A 24,602-nucleotide genomic window follows, 5' to 3' on the forward strand; every position below is an offset into this window, starting at 1 on the left:
ACAACATTAGGTAACGACTCAATGAAAATTTTTAAAATTCTGATCGGAGCGCTGGTGGTATTACTGGCGTTGGTTTTGTTATTTCCTCTTGTTTATCCGATCAATTTGTATATCCCACAGTTACAAAAAGCACTCAGTACTCAATTGCGGCAACCTGTCACTATCAGCAACATTGCCATCGCATACACGCCTATGCCCAAGCTGGTGCTGGAAAACGTCATGGTGGGTGAGCACCAGGAAGTACAGATTAAAAAAGCTTTGGTATTGCCTGCTTATTTGACGTTGTTGTCCGATCAATGGGTTATCAAGCAATTAATGTTGGAAGGTGCTGATGTAAAACAGGAATTCGTGATGATTGCCCCCATCATCCTGAATGCGGGGAAAGGAACAGGTAGTTTCAGAATTGAGTCGGTGAAGTTTACTGAAAGCAATATCAAGATGAACCATGCCACATTAGGTCCATTGAATGCCGAAGTGGCATTCGATAGGGTAGGTGGTTTCAAGGATATCTTGCTGTCTCAGGAAGGCAACTCGGCCACATTGCGTATTGCACCAAAGGATGGCCAGTATAGTTTCAACTTTGTAGCTCAAGCTTGGGCTGCACCGATGGCGCCAGCCGTCAAGTTTGGATCGCTGACCGTCAATGCACTGGGTAATACGGATGGTTTGGTGATCGACGACATTCGCGCAGTGATCTCGGGTGGAACCATGGTAGGTTCAGCCAAACTGGAATGGGCGGATCAGTGGCAGCTGTCAGGCAAGTACACTCTGAATAATATGCAGTTGGAGTCGTTGACCAGTAGCTTGAGTCCTAAAACCTTTGTTGCTGGTCGTGCCAGCATGGAGGGTGTGTTTGGTTCCAGTGGTAAGTATCTTGAAGATCTGCTCCTGTTGCCGCGTGCGGAAGCAAACTTCAAAGTAGAAGAAGGTACATTGAACAACTTCGATTTCATTACCGCAATTCGTTATAACGCAGGGGCACAGGGAGATAGCGGCTTGCGTGGTGGTAAGACACGTTTCGACACTATGACAGGCAAATTGGAAATCAGTGACAAGATATACCGATTCAAGTCAGTAGCGATTCAGTCGGGCTTATTGGTGGCCAATGGTGGCTTGGTGGTTGCGCCTGATCGAAAAGCTAACGGTAGCTTCAGTGTACGAATCAAGAGTACGGTAAACCCTCTGGCAGTGCCAATTTCAGTGAGTGGTACATTGGATAGTCCATTGTTACGACCGACGGGTTCGATCAGGGCTCGTCCGATAGAGACGAATAGTGGTGCCACGGTCTCGCCAGTGGAGACAGAATAGTCCTATATCTTAAGTAAGTAAGAAGCGGTCGACTTTAGGTCGACCGTTTTTTTTGCTTTTCATCAAATCATTTGCATGATCAAACCAAAATAGGTGGCACGTGAAGAGGGGGCTGCCTGATCAGGGCGCTGATGATCAATAGAATAGATAGGGCACTTTGTCGTCTGTTGTCTATAGGGTGGGCAAGTGCATCACGTAACACAGTTGAGATTTCATATAGGACTCAATACATATCATGCAACAGTGTGATTCTGGTTGCTCTGTGCGGGCTTAAATCGTTCGAATCAGTTGTTCGTACCGCAACCACGATGGTGGTGGCAGTATGTTGAAGGTATCGAAAAGCATTATTGGAACAACATGTTAAATTCGTTTTGCCGTGCTGGTTGTTGATGATTACCTTACTGCCAAGTGGCTATGGGTATACGTAGTAACCAATCATCCCGTGCAAATGTCAAGACCACATACGGATGTCGGAATATTTTACATTGCTATGCAATTGCCATTTTTCGTATATTTTTTATTCAGATAAAACAATGGTTTGATTGATGTCATTGGCATTGGCATGATGATTGCTTTAAGTCGCTGCAAGGGAATGTGCTGTCTTTCTCTAATCAAATAACACACAACTACTCGCAAGGATTTAAATATGAAACTCAAGAAACTGGCTCTGGGAATTGCCGCCGGCTTGACTCTCTCCAGTGGTGCTTTTGCAGCCAATGCTGTCCTGTTTGATATGGATGGTGCTGGTGGTGCTTATGCCCCCAAGCTGATTGATTCCTTTGACTGGTTGCCTGGTAACGCACTGTCGATCGGTTCGATCGGTAACTTTGCGCCGTTGCCAGATGGCACCTCCAGCCAGTTGGTATATCAGGCTTCGCTGGCTGTACTAAAGTTTGGTCCCAATGTTTTCCAAGCGCCAGCTGGTAAGGAATTCACCATCCAGGCTTCGTTCTGGGAGCAAGGTAGTGGTGTTGGTGGGTCCACTGCTGTTTTTGATTTGGATTCTACCAAGCCAAGCTGGGTGCGTATCTTCTACGGCGACAAAAACGCCAATGACAAGACCGGTGGCGGTTATGGTGATGGCACCATGATTCTGGAAGGTACTGTTGTTACACAAACTGCAAACATCACTAACAATACTATTCGTCGTCCTGGTAGCTTCCCGGCCCTGGGCCTGGATCAAAAACTGGATGATGGCGATGATGATGGCGGTGTAATGTCCCATCAGACAACCGGTAGTTCGGAACTGGGCGTGAAAGTGAATTTCACTGATTCCAGTTTCTTCCTGTCAGACGTTCAGTCGTTGAACATTGGTATGGAGTTCAACAGCAACCTGCGTTCGCCTTTTACTTCCATCAACCCGTCGGATTCGATCGTTGGTCAGACACCTGTTTATGGATCGAATGGCACGATGAATGGCATGCTGTGCCAAAACGCGGGCAATCCGAATGCAGTATGTGACTTCCACTTCTTGGCTGATGGTAACAACACCTTCAATGCCAAGGTTCCTGAGCCTACCTCGATCGCATTGTTGGGTCTGGGCCTGGGTGCCTTGGGTCTGGGGGCACGTCGCCGCAAGACCAAGTAAATGATCTGATCAATCAGGCTGTCAAGTGAAATTGGCAGCCCTGATAGCATCTAAAAAACCCGCTTCGGCGGGTTTTTTGTTTTGATCGTTCGTCTTGCCTGTGATGATCGATTTCGTGAGGTGGATCGAATGGTGTATTGCGTGACGTACTTTGTCATTGGCGGTACTCAAGCACTGGTCGTCACGGTAGGCATTGGAATGGCGTCGTTTGCAATGCGGACTGCATGGCCTATAACCAAAAAGTTGCGAGACGTGAATGAGTGATGTGTTGTGCTTTAAATGGGAGAAGGCACATGCTGTCAATACTGCGTCCAGCTGCAAGACTGGCGAGTGAGTTGAAGTTTGGGGCCAAATTTTTTTTGATTGGGTCAGTCTTCGGTCTGCCATTGCTGATCATGGCCAGCCTGTTGGTTGCTGATTTGTTTGGCGATATCAAGATGATTGAACGCGAGCGACAGGGGGTGGTATTCAACCAGGCCTTGAGCGATATGCTGTCGCTGGCACAAAAACATCGAGGCATGACCAATGGGCTTCTCAGTGGTGATGCATCCTTTGAGCCGGCGATTCGTGACAATGAAACTGCATTGGAAATGGTTGTTGGCAAGCTGACACAGATCAATCGTGATTTTGGTGCCGGCCTGGGGTTGCAGGCAGACATGGCAGGGGTATTACAAGAATGGCAGCAATTGCTGGGGCAGTGGCGCAGTAGCGATGCCAAAACAAACTTCTCCACCCATACCGTCCTGATTGAGAAGGTTTTGCGATCCATGCTGCTGGTGGCTGATCGAAGTGGCCTGACGCAGGATCCAGAACCGGAATCTTACTACCTGCAGCGACTGGCCTATGAAGATGTGATGGTCGTTGCAGAACGTTTGGCCTTGGCACGTGGCTTGGGTACTGGTATCGCCAGTCGTAAACAGATCACCTTGGATGAAAGGGTGCGTCTGGCCGCGACATTGGGGATTGCAAGACACATGATTGCCACCATGCGTCTGCAGTTGGAGATGGCCTTCGGCCACGCCGAGCCTTTGAAGCAAGCGATGGGTGGGCAGAGCGAGCAATTGCTGACCCGCATTGGCACTACCTTGCAGACGATTGAGCAGCAACTGGTACAGCCTGAAACCATTACGGTCGACCCGAAAGCTTACTTTGCAGAGACCACTATTGCGGTTGAAGAGGCGTATCAATTGCTCGGTGCACTAGGTGGGCAACTCAACCTGTTGTTGGATAGGCGTGCAGTGGCAGCGCGTTCAACGGCTGGATGGCATATTGCATTCGGTGTCCTGCTTTTGACAGTGTCCGTTTGGTTGTTTCTGGGAACCTACCGTTCGTTACAGGGTGCCGTTGGCGAATTGGGACGTGTTTCTACTGCCTTGTCAGCGGGCGATTTGACGGTGGCAGCGCGAATTGGTGGGCGGGATGAACTCCAGCAGATCGGTACAGCGTTTAATGCCATGGTGGTGAGTTGGCGTGAATTGATCAGTAAATTGAGTCAATCGGCCGAGCATGTTTCGCAGGCTGCAGCCGAATTGACTTCCAATGCAGAGCAGATCGCCTCAAGCTCGCTTCAGCAAAGCAACGCAGCAGCCAGTATGGCATCTTCAGTTCAGCAAATGTCGGTCAGTATTGCTCAGGTGGCGGATAATACAGCAGATGCCGACAAACAGGCAGCTGCATCACAGCAGCAGTCGGTACAGATGCACCAGGTGGTCACTGGTGCGGTGGATGAGATCGTGCAGATCGAACAATCGGTCAATGAAACGGCACAGATGGTCAATGCTTTGGGGGCCAGTGCAACAGAGATCTCCAATATTGTCGGCGTGATCAAGGATATTGCCGATCAGACCAATCTGCTGGCGTTGAATGCGGCCATCGAATCGGCGCGTGCTGGTGAAGCGGGGCGTGGTTTTGCGGTGGTGGCCGATGAGGTGCGTACGCTGGCTGCTCGTACAACGGAAGCGACACAGCAAATCAGCATGATGATTCAGGGAGTGCAGGACAAAACCTACCGTGCCGTTACCGCCATGCGGCAAGGACATGAGCGGGTCGGTAACGGGGTACAGCTGGTCAAGCATGCGGGCGAGTCGGTACAGGGCATTCGCGCCACCATCAGCAAAGCCAAGGAGATGATCAACGACATCGCCAGTTCTGCCACTGAACAACGCCAGGCAAGTACACAGATTGCACAAAATGTTGAGCGTGTCGCGCAAATGGCGGAGCAGAATGCTGCAGCTGTGCAGAATGCACTTTACGTATCGCAGCGGTTGCAAACAGAAGCCAGCGACCTGAGTCAGTCGCTGGCGGTGTTTCGGTTGTAGGTGTCAGGCGTCCAGCGTGGCGCCACCATCTACCCTCAAGTCATGCAGCGTGATGTGGCGGGCACGGTCAGAGGCCAGAAAGCACACCGCATCGGCAATGTCCGTCGCATTGGCAATTCGTTGTAACGGGATGCCTAGTCGATGCTGCTCCAGCGAACCGCGCAGTACAGCTGCCGGGCCTTCCGGGCCAGTCCACAGCATGCGCTGCATGTTGGTATCGGTCGAGCCTGGCGAGACGATGTTGCAACGGATGCCAAATTGTGCCAATTCCAACCCCAGACACTTTGTGAATTGGGCACTCGCCGCCTTGGATGCGCAATAGGCGGCCATTTGCGTGCGCGGCACTGATGCGGCATTGGAGCCGACGGTGATGACCACGCCGCGCCGCCTGGGGACCATACGGCGTGCAACTGACTGGGATAACTGAAACAGGCCGTTCGTGTTGACTGCAAATGTGGTGTGCCAGTCTTCATCGGTCACATCCAGTATGGGGGCCATACGCAGTACGCCAGCGACGTTTACCAGAATATCGATTGGCCCAAGCCGGTGTTCCACCCGATCGACCGCTGCCTTGATCTGATCACTTTGCGTCAGATCAGCTGGTATGGCCAAGGCTTGGTGGCCGTGCGCCTGCAAGTCAGTGGCCAGCATTTCGAGCTTGTCTGCCTGGTGATCCAGCAATGCAACATAGGCACCACCGGCTGCCAGTGCATGGGCCACTGCGGCCCCAATGCCTTGTGCCGCGCCAGAAATCAATGCAATTTTGCCGGTGAATTCCATCAAAACGCCCTCGTTACGTGTGCTGCTGTGGTTGAATCAATTGCCACCAGTCACCCAATGTTGGCTTCTCGGCCAGCTCGACAAATGCAGTCTCGCTGCCCGCGGCCCGCCATTGTTCAACCAGACTCATCAAGCGGATTGAATCCAGTCCCAGCAATAGCAGGTTGTCATCCGGCATCAGGTCGGAGGCAGGCATCTGCAGCAGCGTGGCGATCTCAGCGCGCAGTGCTTCATAGCTACCTGGTAATGGGTTCGCTGCGGGTTTCAGTGCGGCCACGGCCTGGGTAGTGTTGACTACCACGCCACAGCGCTGGGTGACATAACGTAGGGCCATAGCATGTTCATCGGCCGAGAAGTCTGCCACTGCATCGCCAACCATGAAGGGTTGGATATCGAACATGAAAGCTTCCACGGCTGTCACCATGCAGCCGATATGGGCATAGACACCACCGATGATCAGTTGGTCACGCCCCTGCGCCCGCATCCGTTCCAGCAGATCGCTGCGGTAGAAGGCGCTGTAACGCCATTTGGTCAGTACGATATCCTGCTCGCGAGGTGTCAGGCCATCAACGATCGGAGTCTGGTCCGGCTTGGCAGTGATGCCGGGGCCCCAGAATGGCTGAAGCAGGCCGCGTTCAGTCAACGGTTGTTCTCCTGGCTGGGCTGTATACACAACTGGTATGCCGGCAGCGTCGCAGGCATCACGCAATGCCCGTAGGTTGCTGATCAATTCAGGAACAGGGGCAGCAGCAGGATCGAAAAAGTTGATGAAGTACTGTTGCATGTCATGAATCAGCAACACCGCGCGTTTAGGGTCGGGTAGCCAGTCCATGCGATTGGTGGGCATGGTGTTAGCGGCGGGCATTGGGTAGGTGGCAATCTTCGGAATGCTCATGATTCTCGTTATCTGAATGCTTGAACAATGCAAGGGCATCGTATCGGGTTGAAAATGAGTGACTTGTCGGTCGGGATTGCACCCGACCACTCTGGGTATCGTCAGGTTATTGATGTCTGGGGTGCAAGTTGTGCCACGATCCGTTCGCGCAGTACGCGTTTGTTGACTTTGCCGACACTGGTTTTGGGGAAGGCATCAACAAACTCAATCCGATCTGGCAGTTTGTACTGCGCCATGCCCCTCGCTTGAAGAAAACGCAACAGGTCGATGGCACGTAATGGTTCACCACGGGTCACGATGAAAGCGCAGCTCTTTTCACCCAGATAGGCGTCTGGCATGGCAACGATAGCGGCATCATGCACTTGAGGGTGAGCCAGCAAGTGGTTTTCCACTTCTTCGGCTGCAATCTTTTCACCGCCGCGATTGATCTGGTCTTTGGCACGGCCTTCAACAATCAGGTGGCCGCTTGGCAGACGTCGAACCACATCACCGGTGCGGTAAAATCCGTCGCTGGTGAAGGCTCGAGTGTTGTGTTCGTCTGCCAGATAATAGCCACGAATCGTGTATGGGCCACGTGTCAGCAGATTGCCAGTCTCACCTGGCGCGACCTCCCGGTCTTCGTCGTCGACAACCCGGATTTCGTCATCAGTTGAAATTGGCCGACCTTGGGTGGTGACAATCACGGTTTCGTCATCGTCAAAGCGGGTGTAGTTGACCAGGCCTTCTGCCATGCCGAATACCTGCTGCAGTTGGCAACCCAGTACCGGTTTGATCCGGCGGGCCGCTTCTTCGCTGAATTTGGCACCACCCACCTGCAATAATTGCAAGCTGGAGAGGTCATCTGGCCTTTTTTGTGCAGCTTCCAGCCAGATCATGGCAATGGGGGGGACCACGGCGGTCATGGTGACCTTCTCGCGGGCAATCAACGGGAAGGCATCATCGGGTGCCGGGCGGCGGGCCAACACCACGCAACCACCGGCATGAAACACACCCAACGTACCTGGCGAGCTGATCGGGAAATTGTGGGCTACCGGTAATACGCACAGGTAGATGCTGTCTGGTGTCAACCCGCAAATGGTGGCGCTTTCGCGTACGCTGTATAGATAGTCATCATGCGTGCGGGGGATCAGTTTCGGCAGCCCGGTACTGCCACCAGACAGTTGCAGAAAAGCCACTTCGTCAGCATTGGGGCCGGGCAAGGCGACTGGTTCACTATATAAAGCGTCGAAGCTGACAAATTCCTGTGCATCACCCACGATGATCACGTGCTGCAGGCTCGGGGCGACCGCCTTTACTTCCCGCGCCAGAGTACGGTAGTCAAAGCCCCCATCTTGATCGGCAATGATATAGGCACGGGCCTGTGCAAACTGGCAGAAGTGGGTGATTTCGGTTTTGCGATGGGCCGGCAGGGCGAATACGGGTAATGCCCCCAATCGGAACAGCGCAAAGCAGGCGACAAAGAATTCCGCGATATTGGGCAGTTGGACAACGACGCGGTCCTGAGCGGTAATGCCCAGCTTGTGAAGTCCTGCAGCCAGACGATCAGTGTGCTGATCCAGCTCAGCATAGCTCCAGCGGCGTTCACCACATACCAGTGCCGTGCGATCGGAAAAAGTATGAGCGCGGGCTTTCAAAAGTTGGCCCAGGGTTTCACCCTGCCAATAACCCAGTTCCCGATAACGCTGGGCAAATGCATCAGGCCATGCGGTAAAGCCCGCTAATGGGAGGCGGCTCATGCAGTTTGCTCCAAGGCGGCTTCCAGGCCCATGGCGCTCAACATGGTGCGCAGTTTGGCACTGGTTTCATTCAATTCGGAAAGCGGGGTGGACCCAGCGACCACGCCGGCTCCCGCAAACACGGTGACGTCCTGCTCGGTGACTTCGGCACAACGAATTGTGACCGCCCATTCGCCATCACCGCTGGCATCGCACCAACCAACCAGACCGGTAAACAATCCGCGATCAAATCCCTCGTGGTCCAGAATGAACTGACGTGCCGGTTCAGTCGGGTAGCCGCCGATGGCTGGCGTGGGGTGCAGGGCAAGGGCGATTTCCAACGAATTGACAGCTGGATCGATCAACTCGCCCGTGATTTCGGTGGAAAGATGCCACATGGTCGGTGTCGACAGCAGCGAAGGGCCAACGGGTATATGCAGATTACGGCAATAGGGGCGTAGGGCTTCGGCTACTGCATCCACAACCAGTGCATGTTCGTGACGATCCTTGGCAGATTGCTGCAATGCTTCGATGCGACGCTGGTCTTCAACCGGGTCGCCGGAGCGGGGTACAGAGCCTGCCAGCGGGTTGGACATGATCAGCTTGCCACGACGTGACAGCAGTAGTTCCGGACTGGCGCCAACCAAGGTACTGGGTCGCGTCTCACCGTGTTCAATTGCAAAGGTATAGCCGCGTGGGCTGCGAATGGCCAAACGAGCCAACAGACTGGGGATGTCGACGGTTGCATCGACCGTCATCGAACGCGACAGCACGACTTTTTCCATCAGCCGGTCGCGAATCTGGCTCAATGCATTGCTGACCAGCTGCTGATAGCCAACCGGGCTGGGTGTGCAGCGTACTGCCAATGGGCCGATCGGCGGTATGGGTGCTTGCCACTGCTCTGCCATCAATGGCGAGCTACCCAGGCCAAAACCCAACATGGCCCCAGCGGGTAATACCAAATGGGCGGGCTGATCGCCACGAAACGGTACGGCGCCAATCAGCATGGGGGCTGGCAGGCCATCACGACTGGCATCGGCCAACACCGCGGTGGCGGCTTGAGCCAGACCTTGCTGGGTGGCTTGACGCAGGATGGTTTCGGCACCGTGGGTGAGAACAGCGCGTTGTGCGGAAACGAACAGATTGGAGCCAGGTTGGTATCGATTCAGCAGATCGGCTGGGCGGCAAGCAAGTGCGGCAGCCTCGCGAAAGCGATCATTCATAACGTTAACCTCATTGCAGTTGCCGGCGCGGATGGACCGGCGTGCCAACAGGGTGAGACGCATGCGGTGGCAATACGTCGGCGGAATAGGTGGCAGGACATGGGTTGCTCCATGCTGCATGCCGGCATATTAAAGCAAAACGATAATTGTTATCAAATGCAAATGAGATTGACTGCTAATTGCAATATTTGGCATGATAGTTGCCACTTGATTTGCCGCAATGCCTTAGCTGTTGCGGTACTGCATGATTGGAAGCAAATGTTTCCTGTATTCACACATCGTTAGATGTGGCAAAGCAGCGGCTGTCATTGGTTTCTGTTCATGTCAGTCCAGCGATGAGACATGATGCGCGCTGCGGGCTGGCCCATCAGGTGTTGCCTGGATCGGGCAGCGTTACGCTGGGGAAAGTACTGGCTATCCAGCCCTGATATCTCCATGCCAGACTGACTGGCTTCGACCGATGACAGTACCGGTGCACCGTTTGTGCAAGCAATGCTGTGTAACCACTGGGTTGCACATCAATTCATTCGATAGCGACTAGAGAATCATGAAACGAGACCTGACCGCGACGCTAACCCATGCGACCAGTCGGCTGGCGCAGGCTGAATCCATTCCAAGCCCGGCTGAACTGCACGCCAGCCTACCTGGCACCCCAGCCACATTTGATACCATCCTGACGGGCCGGCGGACGTTGGCCGATATTCTGGATCGTCGCGATCCACGCTGGATGGTGGTGGTTGGCCCATGCTCGATTCATGACCCGGTAGCGGCGCTGGATTATGCAGCACGTCTGCGCGCGTTGGCAGACGAGCTTTCCGATACCTTATATGTTGTCATGCGTACTTACTTCGAAAAGCCACGCACCACGGTAGGCTGGAAGGGCTTGATCAATGATCCGTATCTGGATGGTAGTTGTCGGATAGCTGAGGGAATGTATTTGGCCCGCGAGCTGATGTTGAAGGTCAATGCATTGGGCTTGCCGCTGGCGGCAGAAGCACTGGACCTGTTTTCAACTCCCTATCTGGGTGATTTGGTCAGTTGGACCGCCATCGGTGCCCGGACCACCGAATCACAGCCACATCGCGAAATGTCGTCGGGTCTACCGACGCCGGTTGGCTTCAAGAATGGTACCGATGGTAATGTGGAAACTGCGATCCATGCCATGTCTGCTGCGGCACGTTCTCACACCTTTCTGGGAGTGGATGAGCAAGGCCGCACGGCTGTATTGCGTACCCCGGGCAACCGCCATGGCCATTTGATTCTACGCGGTGGCGGTGGCCGACCCAATTACGATTCGGTCAGCGTCATGCAGGCAGAAGCGGTATTGGCCAAGCACCACTTGCCAGCCAACATTGTTATCGACTGCGCTCATGGCAATTCCAACAAGCAACCGCAGCGCCAACCTTTGGTCATGGCGGATGTGGTCAACCAGATTGAACAGGGTAACCGTTCGATTGTGGGGGTGATGGTCGAGAGTTTTCTCGAGGCTGGTAGCCAGCCTGTCCTGCCAGAACGTCACCGGATGCGTTATGGCTGCTCAATCACGGATGCCTGCATTGACTGGACCACCACAGAGACCATGTTGCGTCAGGCACACCAGCGGTTGCGCCCGATTGTGGCAGAGCGTCTGTTGGAATCCGCGGCCTGAATGGCTTTGCCCCCTCAAGGGGGTAAAGCATCATATGGCGCACAAAATTGCATGGACGCAGGCCCGCCAGTACCTGCATTGTTGAACTCTCCGCTACAAAACAACATGCTGCATATCGTCTTCATTTCCCCAGTGTGTGGACAGGTTCACCACTTCTGATTCAGTCAACCCACGCGTTGGTTGTCAAATACGTCAAGGCGGGCCGATTGCTCGACCTGGCCCACCAATTACGATAGTCTTCGTCACGTTATTGAACTTGGCATCAACAGGCAGCAAGGGCTGGTCCAGTAGTTGCATAGTGGTCCCTGGTCGCTGGGCTGCGAAATTGGCGGTATTCGCCTGCATAGTGGGAAGCCACTGTCAAGAGGTTGCATGAAAAAGCGAAACGATAATCGGCCAAGTGATGCTGAAAATGCCCAGTGGGCGGGCACACAGGCATGCACCGGCCAATGTGGCCGGTAATTGAGTAGGGCCGGATTCATGCTGGATTACTCAACACTGGAAACCCTACGAACCCATCACCCAGCCTGGCGGCTGTTGGCGTCGCCACATGCACCGCTGGTTGGTAGCTTTCTGCAACGGGTGTTTGTGTTACCCAATGTGCGGGCCATGGCACAGGCCGATCTGGCCGAAGTGCTTGAGGACGAATTGTTTGCACTGCGCGAACGGCTGGGAGCGGATGCTTTCCCAAAATCGGCGCTGGAATATCTGAATGACTGGGCCGCGCCGGATAAGGGGTGGTTGCGCAAATACTACCGACAAGGGTCGGATGAGCCACAATTCGACCTGACACCGGCTACCGAAAAGGCCATTGCCTGGTTGACGACGCTGGCGGAGCGCAGCTTCGTGGGTACCGAATCCCGTCTGCTGACCTTGTTTGATCTGTTGCGGCAGATGAGTGAGGGCAGCGAAACTGACCCGGCCCTACGCATGGCAGAACTTCAGAAACGACGTGACGAGATCGATGCCGACATGGCACGCCTGGCGGCAGGGGATCTGGTCGTGCTGGACGATACGGCGCTGAAGGACCGTTTTCAGCAATTCAACCAATTGGCGCGCGAATTGCTGATGGATTTCCGGGAAGTGGAACACAACTTTCGCCAGCTGGACCGCCGAGTGCGCGAGCGCATTGCATTGTGGGAAGGCGCCAAAGGGGCGCTGCTGGAAGAAATCATGGGCGAGCGTGATGCCATCGCTGACTCGGATCAGGGGCGCAGCTTTCGGGCATTTTGGGACTTTCTGATGTCAAGCCGGCGGCAGGAGGAGTTGTCCGAGTTACTGGAGCGGGTGCTGGCGTTGCCGCCTGTGGTGGAATTGAAACCTGATGTGCGCACCCGGCGAGTGCATTACGATTGGCTGGAAGCGGGTGAACACACACAGCGCATGGTTGCACAGTTGTCACAACAATTACGGCGCTTTCTGGACGACCAGGCATGGCTGGAAAACCGACGTATCATGGATATCCTGCGCAGTATCGAATCGCGTGCTCTGGCGCTACGTGGCGTATCGCCACAAGGTGAACTGATGCAGATCGATGACTTTGCAGCCGACATCGAGCTGCCAATGGAACGACCTTTACACACCCCGGCACATAAGTCGTTGATTGCAGCGGTGACGCTGGAATCAGGGGAAGTTGAGGACGTGGATGCCGGCGTATTGTTTTCGCAGGTGGTGGTGGATCGTGTCCAATTGGCTCGCCATGTGCGCCAAGCATTACAGACCCGGTCGCAAGTGACACTTGCCGAGCTGACGACACAATTTCCGTTGCAACAGGGGGTGGCAGAACTGGTCGCCTATCTACAACTGGGGAGTGATGCATTCAAGGCCATGGTGGATGAAACGGTGACCGATACCATCGATTGGCAGATTGTTGAAACGGATGGCAGCCACACGGTGCGTCGCGCCCGGCTGCCCCGCATGATTTTTGTGAGATAGGGATGGATGAGTCACAAATGCCGGCAAACGGTGCGGATTTGTCAGTGTTGACAATCACGCTGCTTAAAGGGGTGCTGTACCGCGAAGGGGACGAACGACTGTGGGGCGCGCTGCTTAATCTGCAGGCACGGGTGCGTGACTATATACAAGTGTTGGGCCTGGAACTGGTGCTGGATGAGGTGGAAGGCTACGCCTTCCTTCGGGCTCGACCCGAGCTTGAGGAAGCGGCGACCAAGTTGCCGCGCTTGATGGTACGACGGCCATTGTCGTTTCCGGTCAGTCTGTTGCTGGCCTTGTTACGCAAGAAAATGGCAGAGTTCGATGCCGGTGGCAACGACACCCGGCTGGTACTGTCTCGTGACGAGATTGTCGAATTGATCCGAGTCTTTTTGCCCGATAGCAGTAACGAAGCGCGACTGATTGACCAGATCGAAACCCATCTGAACAAGGTGGTGGAACTTGGCTTTCTGCGCCGTTTGAAGGTCACCAATGGCCCAGCCGGTTACGAAGTGCGGCGGATACTCAAAGCGTTTATCGATGCCCAATGGTTGGCCGAGTTCGACGGCAGGCTCGCCGCCTATCAGCTACAGCTGGCAGGTCGCGAAGGAGCTGGCGATGAATGACCCAAGCCTGACTGGTCTCGATGTTGTCACCGACGATGCACTGGCGGGCTTCCGCCTGACGCGGTTGGAAGTCTACAACTGGGGCACCTTCGACGGCCGGGTGTGGACATTGACACTGGATGGCCGAAATGGCCTCCTGACCGGCGACATCGGCTCGGGCAAGTCCACCCTGGTCGATGCGATCACCACGCTGCTGGTCCCGGCCAACCGTGTTGCTTACAACAAGGCAGCCGGGGCGGACAGCAAGGAACGCACGCTGCGTTCGTACGTACTGGGGCATTACAAATCCGAACGTAACGAGGTGACCGGTACGGCCAAACCAGTCAGTCTGCGCGATACCAATCAATATTCGGTCATTCTTGGCGTGTTCCACAATGCAGGTTACAACCAGACGATCACTGTGGCGCAGGTATTCTGGCTGAAAGACCCCCAAGGCCAGCCCGCACGCTTCTTTGTGGGGGCGGAACGTGACTTGTCGATTGCTGGTGATTTCACCCAGTTTGGCACTGACATTGCTCAGTTGCGTAAACGGCTGCGAAAACTGGGGGCGCATGTCGACGATAGCTTCAAAGAGTACTGTGCCTGGTTCAAGCGCCGTTTCGGCATTGATAATGATCAGGCGTTGGAACTGTTTCACCAGACGGTGTCGATGAAGTCAGTGGGGAATCTGACCGATTTCGTGCGTAGTCACATGTTGGAGCCCTTCGATGTGGCGCCGCGTATCTCGGCACTGATCACCCATTTCGACGATCTGAACCGTGCTCATGAAGCCGTGCTGAGGGCCAAACATCAAGTTGTGCTGTTGACCCCGCTGGTGGCCGATTGCCAACGCCATGAAACCATGGTGACGCAGATTGATGAGCTGCGCTGTTGCCGAGACGCACTGAAAGCCTATTTCGGCCGCCTCAAACTGGGTTTGCTGACGCAGCGGATGGCCGCGCTGCAAGCGGAATGGGACAAGCTGGATGCGTTGGTGTCGCGACTGAATGAGCGCCGGGATCAGCAACGTAGCCAGATCGACGAACTGAAGCAAGCCGTGGCAAACAATGGCGGTGACCGCCTGGCCCGGTTAGCAGCTGAGATCAACAAGCTGGAAACGTTGCGTAACGCCCGCCAGGCAAAGGCCGAACGTTATGCGGCCCTCACGACCAACCTTGGAGAGCCGGCGGCAACGGATCAAGTGTCATTTTTGGCGCAACGGGCACAGTTTGTTGCCATGCAGGAAACCTTGGCCAGCCAGGACGCCGATCTGCAGAATACCTTGACCGAGAACATGGTCACCTTGCGGCAAGGCCGTCAGGCTCACGCGGAACTGTCTGCTGAAATTGACAGCCTGAAGCGGCGGCGAAGCAATATCGACGATCAGCAGATCCGTATCCGTGCTGCCTTGTGTGCGGCGTTGGGGATTACTGAAGTGGCAATGCCATTTGCAGGCGAGCTACTGCAACTGCGGGACGACGAGCGCGACTGGGAAGGTGCCGCAGAACGCCTGTTGCGTAGCTTCGGCCTGTCGCTATTGGTCCCGGACGAGCATTATGCGGCTGTCGCGGATTGGGTGGATCGTAGTCATCTGAAAGCCCGGTTGGTGTATTTCCGGGTGCGGGCGATACGTGGCAGTGAGTTGCCAATGTTGCACCGTGATTCGTTGGTGCACAAGCTGATCATCAAGCCCGACTCACCGTTCTATGACTGGCTGGAACGCGAACTGGCGCATCGCTTCGATGTGGCCTGCTGTACTACGCCGGATCAATTCCGGCGCGAGGCGCGTGCCATGACCCAGGCCGGACAGATCAAAGATCCGTCGGGGCGGCACGAGAAAGATGACCGGCACCTGATTACTGATCGCAGCCGCTATGTGCTGGGTTGGACCAACGCAGCCAAGATCGATGCCATGTCCGCCAAGTGCTGTCAGATGGAAGCGATGTTGGCAGGTACGGCCAGCCGCATCAGCCAGATACAGGCCAAACGGAATGCTTTGACTGAACGCTTGACCAGTTTGGCCCGCCTGCAGGAATTCATTGATTTCAATGAGCTGAACTGGACGGTGCTGACCAGCGAGATTGCCGCGTTGACCGATGAGTTGCGTCAGCTGGAAACGGCATCTGACGTATTGACGCAGTTGACCAGCCGGCTTCATGCGGTTCAGGAAGGGTTGGCGCAGACTGAATCGACACTGGACGTGGCGCGAGACAAGCGATCCAGGCTTGCGCAACGGCGCAGCGATGCCGATGTGCTGAAAGCCAAAACACATACCTTGTTGGCCGGTGAAGCCGACAGCAGTGCGCTGACCGACAAATTGCAGCCCATGCGGGCAGAGGCGTTGGGTGAACATCATCTGACGGTCGAATCCTGCGATGGCCGTGAGCAGGAGGTACGTGACTGGCTGCAAAAGCGCATTGATGCAGAGTCACAAAAACTGCAGCGGCTGCGAGATCGGATCATTCAGGCGATGATGGCCTTCAAGGAGCATTTCAAGCTGGAATCGGCCGAGTTTGACGCCAGCATCGATGCTGCCTTTGAGTACCAGAACCTGCTGATGCAATTGGGTCGTGACGATTTGCCACGTTTTGAAGCCCGTTTCAAGGAGCTGCTCAACGTCAATACCATCAACGAGATCGCCAACTTCAACGCGCAGTTGGCTCGGGAGCGGGAAACCATCAAGGAACGGATCGCCCGCATCAACGAATCGTTGACGCAGATTGATTACAATCCGGGGCGTTACATCGAACTGGCTCTACAGGTGACGCAGGATGCCGATATCCGAGATTTTCAGGGTGAACTGCGTGCCTGTACCGAAGGTACATTGACTGGATCGGACGATAATCAGTATTCCGAAGCCAAGTTTCTGCAGGTGAAAGCCATCATCGATCGCTTTCGTGGCCGTGATGGGTTGTCGGATCAAGATCGGCGTTGGACGGCAAAGGTCACCGATGTCCGCAACTGGTTTGTATTTGCCGCCAGTGAGCGATGGCGGACGGATGATACTGAATATGAGCATTATTCGGATTCCGGCGGCAAATCGGGTGGGCAGAAAGAAAAGTTGGCCTATACCATCCTGGCTGCTAGCCTCGCCTATCAGTTTGGGTTGGAGTGGGGGGCGGTACGCTCGCGTTCATTCCGATTTGTGGTGATCGATGAGGCATTTGGCCGTGGTTCGGATGAATCGGCCCAATATGGCCTGCGCCTATTCGCCAAGCTCAATCTACAGTTGTTGATCGTGACTCCACTGCAAAAAATCCACATCATCGAGCCGTTCGTATCCCATGTGGGCTTTGTGCATAACGAGTATGGGCGGGCTTCCAAGTTGCGCAATCTGTCCATTGAGGCCTATCAGGACGAGAAGGCGAGGCTGCTGCAATGAGTTGGACGCAACCGGCCGATCTCTGTGCGCAAGTACAGCGATGGTGGGATCGTGGTGAGCTGCTTGCAGCCCTGGTTACGGGGGAGGCGTTGTATCCTCGACGCCTGGTGCTAAAAACGCCGAATTCTGCGGACTTGTCTGATCACTTTGAGGCTGTACGCAACTGGATCGCCGCCTTGCGTACCCTGACCTGGTGCCGTATTGAATGGCGTCAAGTGTCGCACAGGGTGCTGGGTAGCAATGCCGTGCCGCAGACTGCCTGGGTCGATGATTTGAATGCCGCACTGGGCGCGATCGGCCGCAAGCAGGAGGCGGGGCAGTTTACCGCACTGCTTACCCTGACTCGGCAACACCAGCCCAGTTTGCTGCCGTGGCTTGCCAAACGACCGTTACGGGCGCTGGAACTGGCTGAGGCGTGGCCGTGTTTGTTGTCGATCGTTGGCTGGCTGCAAGCCCATCCCCGGCCTGGTATCTATTTGCGGCAGGTTGATCTGCCAGGGGTGGACAGCAAGTTCATCGAAACCCATCGTAGCGTGCTGTCGGAATGGCTGGATCTGGCGTTGCCGTCCATATCGGTGGAGGCAGGTTGTACCGGCGTGGCACAGTTTGCGGCACGCTATGGATTTCGCGACAAACCGGCACGGGTTCGCTTTCGCCCCCTGGATGATGGGTTGATCATGTTACCTGGCGCGACCCGGCCAGATATCACGCTGGATGCGGACAGTTTCGCAGCGTTGGATTTACCGGTAAGGCGGGTGTTCATTACTGAAAACGAAATCAATTTTCTGGCTTTTCCCGATATGCCGGGCAGCTTGGTTATCTTCGGTGCAGGATACGGTTGGGACGCGCATGCTGGAGCCAAGTGGTTGAACCGGTGCACTGTGCATTACTGGGGTGACATCGACACCCACGGTTTTGCCATTTTGGATCAGTTACGCAGTCGCTTTGCCCATGTCGAATCGTTGTTGATGGATGGCGCCACGCTGCATGCGCATCAATCGGCCTGGGGCAAGGAGCCCAACCCGGTACGGCATGATTTGCCCAGGCTGACGGATCAGGAGAAAGTGATCTACGACCAGCTGCGTGACAACGATATTCAGGTAGATCTGCGGCTGGAACAGGAAAAGGTGGGGTTTGCCTGGCTACAAACTGCACTGGGTAAGCTATAGAGCATGTTGGCCCGCTATGGCCGTGTCATGTGACGTCTGCTATGCTGCAACGCAGCTCAATTCCCCAGCAAAATTGGACGTTTCCTATCATGGCTTCCATTCTTCTATTACATGCTACCGCCGGGGCTGGCCACACGCGTGCTGCACAGGCTGTGGCGGCTGCATTGCTGGCAAATGACCAGACCGATGTCCAGGTGACTGATATTCTGGCCTGCACCAGTTCCCTGTTCCGCAAGATGTATGTGAAGTCCTACATCGATCTGGTGCAGCATGCGCCCAGGTTGTGGGGGTATCTATACGAAAAGCACGACAAAATGCGAGCGGCAGACAGCAAGACTGCGCGTACACGGTTGTTGTTCGACAAGGCGAACAGCCGTCGCTTCAAGGACTTGCTGACAGAAACGAACCCCAAGGTGATTCTGTGTACACATTTTCTGCCATTGGAACTGCTATCCGATCGTAAGCAGCGTGGCAAGCTGACCACGCCGGTGCATGCGGTGATCACCGATGTCAGCCCACATGCATTCTGGGTTTATCCGCATATCGATCATTATCATGTTGCCAATGCAGCCAGTGCCCGCGAGTTGGAATGCAAAGGGATTCCACCAGAACGTATCAGCGTGACAGGTATTCCGGTTGATCCGATCTTTGCGCAGCAGACGTCGGCCCCGCAGATGCGTGCCCAATTGGGTTTGCCGGAGCGGCCAACCGTGCTGTTGCTGTCTGGTGGGTTTGGGGTGGGGCCGTTGCTGGACATGTTGAACTCGTTTGAAGGTGAGGACTGCGGCCTGAGCCTGGTGGTGGTTGCCGGCCGCAATGCCGAACTTGAAGCGGCTTGTCATGAACGAGCGCAAACGTTGAAGACGCCCGTAACAGTCCATGGCTTCGTCAACAATATCCATGAGCTGATGGATGCGGCCGACCTGGTGGTGACCAAGCCCGGTGGGCTGACCACCAACGAAATCCTGGCAAAGGGCAAGCCAATGGCCTTGGTGGCGCCGATCCCAGGCCAGGAACAACGCAACTGTGAACACCTGCTGGAGGAAGGCGCGGCTGTGCGGCTGTATGATGTAGCCGATGCACGCTGGTTCTTCACCCAGTTGTTCAGTAACGCTGAAAAACTGGCCAGCATGCAGCATCACGCTCGTCGTGTTGCCCGGCCACAAGCTGCCATGCACATTGCTGACCACCTGTTACAGCAGTTGGTGGACGGTTGATGCAGAGCGATTGCTGGTATGCAGAATATTATTGATGACGGCTGGGCCACCTTGGGAGGCTATCGTTTTTCCGGGCGCTTGACGGCGGATACGCATCGCCCAGCTGCAGCCGGGAGTGGCCGGCTGCGTAGCACCTATCGTACACTGCGCATGCTGTTGGCCAGCAGTGCCGACGGCCCGGTCAATTGGTCGGTAGGTGGGCTGCATTGGGCTACCCGAGCAGACGAACACGGGTATTGGAGTTTGTCCGCAAATCAACCTTTACCACTTTCACCAGGTTGGTACCCTATCAGCAGCACCATTCCGCATAGCAGCCAAGCCCATGTGCTGGTGCCGGACCCACATAACCAGGTCGGCATCATTTCTGATATCGATGACACGATTCTGATTTCGGATATCTTCAGCAAGCGAAAGCTGGTCAAGCATGCATTGACGTTACCGCCAGAAGCCCGTCTGGTTGTGTCCGGCATGCCGGCCTTCTATCGTCAGCTGCTGGCAGTCAATCCCAATCCAGCACTCAGCCCAGTGTTTTATGTCTCGGCAACACCCAGGCAACTGACAGACAGCTTGCGACGTTTTCTGGCCAGGCACCAGTTTCCGCAAGGGGTGCTGATGTTGAAGGAAGTCAGTCGCCATAGTGCAGACCCGCTGTTCAAGCAACAGGCATACAAGCTGGAGCGGATCACGCAGATTCTGCATGCTTTCCCCGAAGTGAAATTTGTGCTGATCGGCGACGATGGTGAGCGGGACCCGGCAACCTATGCCGAGTTGCAACAGCAATTTCCTGATCGTATCGAGTCCGTGTGGATTCGGCACGTCATGCCCGGCCCAGCAAGCGAGTTGTCGGCCGGGCAGCGATATGTTGCGCCGTTATCGGTTTGAGCTTGTAGCAACCGGGTTGATTGGGGTCAGCGCTGCGGTGCCGTGTTGTCACCAAGGGCGATGGAGTGATCCACCAGCTTGCCGTCGCCGACTTCACCATGTCCTGGGATGACCCATTTCGCCTTCGGGTAACGCGCTTTGATGCGGCGCATCGACACAGGCCAGGCGTTGATATCAGAATCGCTGACTGGGTTGTAGGTGGTGGCATTCCCGGCCTTGATCAGACAGCCACCAAACAATAACCCCTGTTTGGGTAACCAGACTACGATATTGTCCGGCGCATGGCCGGCGCCTGGATAGAACAGCTGAATGTCGGGGGTGACATCAACAGTATCTTGAAATACACGTGTCGGGATTGACAGGCCTTTTGTCCTGGCAATATCTGCAGTCTTGGCATGCGCGTAGACCGGAATATTCTGCTGCAATAAAGTGTCGATACCGCCCATGCGATCGTTATGGGAATGAGACACGACGGCTGCAATGACTGGTTGCTTCAAAGTCTGTTTGATCCAGTTCAACAATAAGACGGTCTGATCGTTGTTCCAGCCAGTATCGACCAGGACTACGCCCTTGCCGGTCTGTACGATCAGGCCATTGGCCGGAATTCGCTCGCCATCCATGATCTCATCGGTGATGTGGCGCCACACTGTCGGCATCATCGGGGTCACACGGACATCTTCGGATAGTGCTGTCACGGGCTCGTCGGCCTGGGCGATTTGGAATAGTCCAAAGTATGAGAACGACAGGATAAGCAGCATGCGGTGTAGAAAGTTCATGGTGAGTCACGTGTTGAAAAAGAAACATCATCATAGCCAGCAAATGGCATAGACCAAGGATGTGCACGTGTAACGTCTGTCACTGCTGACTGGTAATCAGCCATGAATGAGATTGAAGCTGTTCGTCATCAGCCTATGGTAGCGAGGGACGCATGACCATCAGTGTTATCACGCCGGTCAATAGGCTGGTGCTGCACCAAGCCCATATCAGCAATTGTCGGGATGCGGTTCGCCATGAAGCAGGACGGATTCCATATGTCACCATGTCTTGTAAAGCTGCTACCGTCGGCACGCGTAGCAAGCGTTCCAACTGATTGTCGATCAGTAGCAACAGCCCGGCACCCCACAGCCAGGGCTGGGTCAGATAAAAGCCATCCGTTAGCCATAAAAAGCCGATGCCGCTGGCTACCAGCAACATGCCAGCGAGGTTGTAACAACGTTCAGCCATATTGAGTAGTATGAGCCAATGCTCGGCTCGCTCTGGCTGACTGGCGATACGATGGGCAAGTATCGGGTAGAGTAGTGCCGGCCCGACACCCACAATGGCAGCCAGAATGTGGGCAAGTTTCAGGAGTTGATAGATCATGGCAGCAGGCTTGTGTGATTGAATTGACCTGCAGCATACGTTGTGGCGTATTGGGCCGAAATTGGGCTATCGGACAGCTTTTATATCAAATCGGACAAATTACATTGTCGATATTGGATGGGCGTCAAGCTAGTATGGCGCTTGAACCAATGACTGAAACCTTGGTTGGAGTCGTAGCCCAAACGTTCGGCAATCTGATGGATGGGTAATCCCTCAGCCAGCCAGATCAGGGCCAGTCGCAGTTGCAGGCGTTGTCGCCATTGCAGCCAGCTCAACCCGGTTTCTCGTAGAAAGTACCGCCGCAAGGTACGTTCAGTTGCGCCAACCTGATTAGCCCAATCATGTAATGTTCGTACATCGGCAGGGTTGGTCACCAAAGTGTTGCAGATGCGCTTGAGGCGGGCATCCCGTGGCATATCGAGTACCATGGTGTCATGTGGCGCAATGACGATTTCATCGACCAATACGTCGATCAGTCGGTAACCCGCATCAGTCAGTGGGCTATGTTCTGTCAGGGTCACTGCCCTTGCCAGCAGCTCGTGCAGTAATGGGCTGACACGGATCAATGTCGCAGTCGTGGGCAAGCGGGCCAGCCAGTTGGGGGCGTACAGATAGATGACCTGGGAGCATATTTGACCAGCTGCATGGCCACTATGGATTACATCGGGTGGTATCCAGATGGCAGTACCGGCCTGCAGGAGCCAACGGCGGTCATGACTTTCACCGTGCAGAACGCCAGACAGGATATGGACAAGTTGTCCATAGGAATGGATATGAGGTTCGCTATCGTGCCCGTCATCAATGCGATGCAGGGCACGAACAGATGAGCACAGCGCGGGAGGGGATGTAACCGGCGCTGCCATGGCGATCAGTTCAGCTTGGCTGCGTGTTCGCGGGTTGCATGGAACCGTACTTTGGGCCAACGTTCTTCCGTCAGCGCCAGATTGACGCGGTTGGGTGCCAGATAGGTCAGGTTGTCAGCTGCATCGCGTGCCAGATTCATGCCGAGGTTTTTCTCGAAATCTGCCAGCATCCGGTTGTCTTCACAGCTTACCCAGCGTGCGGTATAGATCGAGCATGATTCAAAAATGGCATCGACGCCATATTCATTCTCCAGGCGGCTCTTCACCACTTCGAACTGCAACACGCCTACCGCACCCAGGATGATGTCAGCACCAGACAAGGGCTTGAAGACCTGTACCGCACCTTCTTCACCTAATTGTTGTAAGCCTTTTTGCAGTTGTTTCAGCTTCAACGGATTGCGGATACGCACACTACGGAACAGCTCGGGGGCAAAGAACGGAATGCCGGTGAACGATAGTTGCTCGCCTTCAGAGAATGAATCGCCGATCTGGATATTGCCGTGGTTGGGTACGCCGATGATGTCCCCGGCGTAGGCCTCTTCCACCTGTTCGCGACTGGATGCCATGAAAGTCACGACCGAGTTGGCGGCCACATCGCGTTCCAAGCGCAGGTGCTTCATCTTCATGCCGCGTTCGAACTTGCCGGAACACACGCGCAGGAAGGCAATACGGTCACGGTGTTTCGGGTCCATATTGGCCTGGATCTTGAACACAAAGCCGGAGAATTTCTGCTCATCCGGGTTGACCATGCGTACGGTGGCATCACGGCCGCAAGGTGCGGGCGCCCAATCGATCAGCGCATTCAGGATTTCGCGTACACCGAAGTTGTTGATGGCGGAACCGAAGAATACTGGCGTCTGTTTGCCCGCCAGGAACGCTTCCAGATCGAACGGATGGGAGGCACCCCGTACTAGTTCCAGCTCATTACGGGTATGTTCGATTTCCAGCGGGAACAGTTCATCCAGACGAGGGTTGTCGATACCCTTGATGATTTCGGCCACACCTTGACCCGCTTTGTCTTCACCAGGGGTGAACAACATCACTTCGTCGTTCAGCAGGTGATACACCCCGCGGAAGACCTTACCCATGCCAATTGGCCAAGTGATCGGCGCGCACTGGATCTTCAATACGCTTTCCACTTCATCCAGCAGCTCCAGGTTGTCACGCACTTCGCGGTCATACTTGTTCATGAAGGTGACAATCGGTGTGCTGCGCAGACGGCACACATTCAGCAGCTTGATGGTTTGTTCTTCCACGCCCTTTGCAGCGTCGATCACCATCAGTGCGGAATCGACTGCAGTCAGTACGCGGTAGGTATCTTCCGAGAAGTCCTGGTGACCTGGGGTATCCAGCAAATTGATCACATGCTCGCGATAGTCGAACTGCATCACACTGGATGCAACCGAGATACCACGTTGTTTTTCGATCTCCATCCAGTCGGAAGTCGCGAATTTGCCAGTTTTCTTACCCTTTACGGTACCGGCAAGCTGAATGGCGCCCGAAAACAGCAACAGTTTTTCGGTCAGCGTGGTTTTACCCGCATCGGGGTGGGAGATGATGGCGAAGGTGCGACGACGCGCCACTTCGTTGGCAATATGTTCGGACATGGAAAACAGCCGGAGGGAGAAAAGGGCGGCATTATAACGCTTATTCAGCGACTTATTCCATGTTGCCGCTGATCATGATTGTCCAGGCCGGTATGCAGCCCCTGCCTG

General features: G+C 54.9%; 18 protein-coding genes. 10 read left to right on the forward strand and 8 right to left on the reverse strand.

The features are described 5' to 3' along the window. The first annotated feature begins 21 nt into the window (after nucleotides 1-21). The 3 genes from FFS57_RS11135 to FFS57_RS11145 all read left to right on the forward strand — a co-directional run bounded on the left by FFS57_RS11135 (nucleotide 22) and on the right by FFS57_RS11145 (nucleotide 5,214). Nucleotides 22-1,308, forward strand: a complete 1,287-nt coding sequence (locus FFS57_RS11135) for an AsmA family protein (RefSeq protein WP_137937869.1) — start codon at nucleotides 22-24, stop codon at nucleotides 1,306-1,308. Between the two features lie 646 nt (nucleotides 1,309-1,954). Beyond that, a complete protein-coding gene (locus FFS57_RS11140; protein WP_137937870.1) occupies nucleotides 1,955-2,896 on the forward strand; it encodes a PEP-CTERM sorting domain-containing protein in 942 nt (313 codons plus the stop codon). 293 nt (nucleotides 2,897-3,189) lie between these two features. Beyond that, entirely contained in the window at nucleotides 3,190-5,214 is a 2,025-nt protein-coding gene (locus FFS57_RS11145; RefSeq protein WP_171013840.1) for a methyl-accepting chemotaxis protein, read from the forward strand. 3 nt (nucleotides 5,215-5,217) lie between these two features. On the opposite strand, the gene FFS57_RS11150 is transcribed toward FFS57_RS11145, so the two are convergent. The 4 genes from FFS57_RS11150 to FFS57_RS11165 all read right to left on the reverse strand — a co-directional run bounded on the left by FFS57_RS11150 (nucleotide 5,218) and on the right by FFS57_RS11165 (nucleotide 9,827). Next, nucleotides 5,218-5,994: a 2,3-dihydro-2,3-dihydroxybenzoate dehydrogenase gene (locus tag FFS57_RS11150; protein WP_137937872.1), complete on the reverse strand. Its 777-nt coding sequence runs from the start codon at nucleotides 5,992-5,994 to the stop codon at nucleotides 5,218-5,220. Nucleotides 5,995-6,007: 13 nt separating this feature from the next. After that, nucleotides 6,008-6,889, reverse strand: a complete 882-nt coding sequence (locus tag FFS57_RS11155) for an isochorismatase family protein (protein ID WP_137937873.1) — start codon at nucleotides 6,887-6,889, stop codon at nucleotides 6,008-6,010. 101 nt (nucleotides 6,890-6,990) lie between these two features. Then, entirely contained in the window at nucleotides 6,991-8,625 is a 1,635-nt protein-coding gene (locus FFS57_RS11160; RefSeq protein ID WP_137937874.1) for a (2,3-dihydroxybenzoyl)adenylate synthase, read from the reverse strand. Further along, entirely contained in the window at nucleotides 8,622-9,827 is a 1,206-nt protein-coding gene (locus tag FFS57_RS11165) for an isochorismate synthase (protein ID WP_137937875.1), read from the reverse strand. The genes FFS57_RS11160 and FFS57_RS11165 overlap by 4 nt, the downstream gene beginning before the upstream one ends. Before the next feature lie 547 nt (nucleotides 9,828-10,374). Between FFS57_RS11165 and FFS57_RS11170 the strand changes: the two genes are divergently transcribed. The 7 genes from FFS57_RS11170 to FFS57_RS11200 all read left to right on the forward strand — a co-directional run bounded on the left by FFS57_RS11170 (nucleotide 10,375) and on the right by FFS57_RS11200 (nucleotide 20,662). After that, nucleotides 10,375-11,475, forward strand: a complete 1,101-nt coding sequence (locus FFS57_RS11170) for a 3-deoxy-7-phosphoheptulonate synthase (RefSeq protein ID WP_137937876.1) — start codon at nucleotides 10,375-10,377, stop codon at nucleotides 11,473-11,475. Nucleotides 11,476-11,955: 480 nt separating this feature from the next. After that, entirely contained in the window at nucleotides 11,956-13,410 is a 1,455-nt protein-coding gene (locus FFS57_RS11175; protein WP_137937877.1) for a DUF3375 domain-containing protein, read from the forward strand. Between the two features lie 17 nt (nucleotides 13,411-13,427). Further along, the gene (locus FFS57_RS11180) at nucleotides 13,428-14,033 is read left to right on the forward strand and encodes a DUF4194 domain-containing protein (protein ID WP_249383972.1); all 606 of its coding nucleotides are present in this window, start codon (nucleotides 13,428-13,430) and stop codon (nucleotides 14,031-14,033) included. Then, the gene (locus FFS57_RS11185; RefSeq protein WP_137937879.1) at nucleotides 14,026-17,394 is read left to right on the forward strand and encodes an ATP-binding protein; all 3,369 of its coding nucleotides are present in this window, start codon (nucleotides 14,026-14,028) and stop codon (nucleotides 17,392-17,394) included. Before FFS57_RS11180 ends, FFS57_RS11185 begins: the two co-directional genes overlap by 8 nt. Continuing rightward, a complete protein-coding gene (locus FFS57_RS11190) occupies nucleotides 17,391-18,563 on the forward strand; it encodes a DUF3322 domain-containing protein (RefSeq protein WP_137937880.1) in 1,173 nt (390 codons plus the stop codon). The genes FFS57_RS11185 and FFS57_RS11190 overlap by 4 nt, the downstream gene beginning before the upstream one ends. Before the next feature lie 89 nt (nucleotides 18,564-18,652). After that, nucleotides 18,653-19,780, forward strand: coding sequence for an MGDG synthase family glycosyltransferase (locus FFS57_RS11195; RefSeq protein WP_171013842.1), 1,128 nt, complete (start codon nucleotides 18,653-18,655; stop codon nucleotides 19,778-19,780). An 18-nt stretch (nucleotides 19,781-19,798) separates the two neighbouring features. Next, nucleotides 19,799-20,662 carry a phosphatase domain-containing protein gene (locus tag FFS57_RS11200; protein WP_137937882.1) on the forward strand — a complete coding sequence of 288 codons (864 nt, stop codon included), beginning with the start codon at nucleotides 19,799-19,801 and terminating at the stop codon, nucleotides 20,660-20,662. Nucleotides 20,663-20,688: 26 nt separating this feature from the next. On the opposite strand, the gene bla is transcribed toward FFS57_RS11200, so the two are convergent. From bla to FFS57_RS11220, 4 genes are all read right to left on the reverse strand, one after another. After that, entirely contained in the window at nucleotides 20,689-21,438 is a 750-nt protein-coding gene (bla, locus tag FFS57_RS11205) for a subclass B1 metallo-beta-lactamase (RefSeq protein WP_137937883.1), read from the reverse strand. Between the two features lie 133 nt (nucleotides 21,439-21,571). Next, complete coding sequence (locus tag FFS57_RS11210; RefSeq protein ID WP_137937884.1) at nucleotides 21,572-22,024, reverse strand: DUF2269 family protein; 453 nt, start codon at nucleotides 22,022-22,024, stop codon at nucleotides 21,572-21,574. Between the two features lie 80 nt (nucleotides 22,025-22,104). Continuing rightward, the gene (locus tag FFS57_RS11215; RefSeq protein ID WP_171013844.1) at nucleotides 22,105-22,887 is read right to left on the reverse strand and encodes an AraC family transcriptional regulator; all 783 of its coding nucleotides are present in this window, start codon (nucleotides 22,885-22,887) and stop codon (nucleotides 22,105-22,107) included. A 5-nt stretch (nucleotides 22,888-22,892) separates the two neighbouring features. Next, nucleotides 22,893-24,494 carry a peptide chain release factor 3 gene (locus tag FFS57_RS11220; protein WP_137937886.1) on the reverse strand — a complete coding sequence of 534 codons (1,602 nt, stop codon included), beginning with the start codon at nucleotides 24,492-24,494 and terminating at the stop codon, nucleotides 22,893-22,895. Between the last annotated feature and the right edge of the window lie 108 nt (nucleotides 24,495-24,602).

The organism is Chitinivorax sp. B (genome assembly GCF_005503445.1).
In the GTDB taxonomy this organism is placed as follows: Bacteria; Pseudomonadota; Gammaproteobacteria; order Burkholderiales; family SCOH01; genus Chitinivorax.